This window comes from Nonlabens dokdonensis (assembly GCF_002162835.1).
Classification (GTDB): Bacteria; Bacteroidota; Bacteroidia; order Flavobacteriales; family Flavobacteriaceae; genus Nonlabens; species Nonlabens dokdonensis_B.
This window is the reverse complement of sequence record NZ_MAAX01000026.1, coordinates 1-1,997: the sequence shown is the minus strand read 5'-3', so window position 1 is coordinate 1,997 and position 1,997 is coordinate 1. Positions and strand designations below refer to the sequence as shown.

Below are 1,997 nucleotides of genomic sequence, written 5' to 3'. Positions count from 1 at the left end.
TACCACTTAAGTTGGCACCACGTTGAGAAATGAGAATCTCGCTAGGGTTCATCACCTCGCGCAATCCATGTCCTAACATTTCATAAATACCTATCTCGTGCGTACTACCGAAACGGTTTTTAAGTGCTCTCAAAATGCGGTATGTATGGTTGCGATCTCCTTCAAATTGCAAAACCGTGTCTACCATATGTTCTAAGATCTTAGGTCCAGCAATGTTACCATCTTTGGTAATATGGCCTATAAGAAGAACAGGTGTGTTGGTTTCTTTGGCAAACTTGATCAATTCACTCGTGCATTCTCTTATTTGAGAAACGCTTCCTGGTGAGCTTTCTATATGATCAGTTTGTAGTGTTTGTATAGAATCTATAATCAATACATCTGGCTCTACTTCTGTAATTTGCCTGAAGATGTTTTGGGTTTTAGTCTCGGTAAGAATGTAGCAATTCACCGCATCGTTTTTAATACGATCTGCTCGCATTTTTATTTGCTGTGCGCTTTCTTCTCCAGATACGTAAAGTGTTTTATAGGGTAAATTGAGACAGACTTGTAATAATAAGGTAGATTTTCCTATGCCAGGTTCACCACCTAAAAGAGAGATAGATCCAGGAACTAAGCCGCCACCTAATACTCGGTTAAATTCTGCATTTGTGGTATCTAATCGTGGACTTTCGGTAGTATTTATTTTTGAGATTAATTGTGGTTGTGGTGCACGCTTTCGCGAAAGCGGAACATCACTAACAGCACTTTCCCATGATTTTTTAACTTCCTTTTGCACGACTTCTTCTACTAGTGTATTCCATTCTTTACAGGAAGAACACTGACCTTGCCATTTAGAATGTTGCGCTCCACAATTCTGACAAAACCAAGTCGTTTTTACTTTGGCCATTTTAATCTTTTTCTTTTATCTGTAGTAATTCTACTTTATCTAGGACATCGTCCTTTGTAATTCCCACTGCAGGTTGAAGTCCGTAAGCAGCGTTGAATGATTTGATGGCTCTAGAGTTTCTACCTATTCCTTCATAACCTAAACCTTCTACATAACGACCGTACAGTAAATCTGGATACTCTTTATTAGCAAGAACGCCTATATCAATGAGTTGATCCCAGTCTTTTTTTGATTCTACATACTCAGCAACAGTTACTAAATCTACCAGACGCAATTTCATGTCTACACCATAAACTTCTTTGATCATTTCATATTTCTCTAGAATGCGATCAATCACCTTTACCATATCTTTCTTATTCTCTTTCCCTTCGTATTTCGCTTCTTCGGCAAGATCTGCCTCAAGAAGTTTCTCACCTTCAATAAGTGAGTATTCTTGAAAGATAAATTGTAAACCTCTAGGAATAGCGTGAGCTGACACATTATACTTGTTAGTGTCTTCTATTTTATCATACTTTAAATTCAGATTCTTTTTAGTAGCAAATAGAGAGTCTGTTTCTTCGGTAATTAGCTCGCTTAATGTGTTATTACTTTCTGGAGTGGCGACATAAAAATAATTGTATTCTTCTAACTGGCTCAACTTGTTGATGAGATTTTGCTGTATTAAAGTTGAATAATCAGGATCTATTTGCAGTAGTGCATTTACTGGTATTTTTTTACGCATTAAGTAATAACTAGCAATGTTTGCTGTAATATCTTTTGCTACTATAACTGTAAATGGCGCCACACGATACTCATCTTCCATAGTCTGTTTCAGTTCCATTACAAAATCCATAAATTTCATAGTTTGAGCCTCAGGAAAACCAGATTCCCTGTTGATTTCAGATTCATCATAGCGACTCTCTCGCTGGTTAATGCCTACAACAAATGACTCTGGCATCTGGTCCCAATAGGATAAATAATCTACCGTACCGGCGACTGGCTCAAAAAGATAATCACCATCAAGGACTATAATAAGCGGATAGGTTTTTTCAGGATTTTGAGCATAGTTGCGAGGTTTGAGTATTTTTACATTACGATCTTTACCTAATACATCACTAGGAAACGAGCGGTA

The 1,997-nt window shown here is 37.4% G+C and carries 2 protein-coding genes; both read right to left on the bottom strand.

The window, feature by feature from the left end:
• The coding region (locus A9Q93_RS01565; RefSeq protein ID WP_303685625.1) for a DNA repair protein RadA at positions 1–886 on the bottom strand (886 nt) is incomplete at its 3' end.
• Position 887: 1 nt separating this feature from the next.
• On the bottom strand, positions 888–1,997 hold a 1,110-nt coding region (locus A9Q93_RS01560; protein WP_303685624.1), incomplete at its 5' end, for an alpha/beta hydrolase.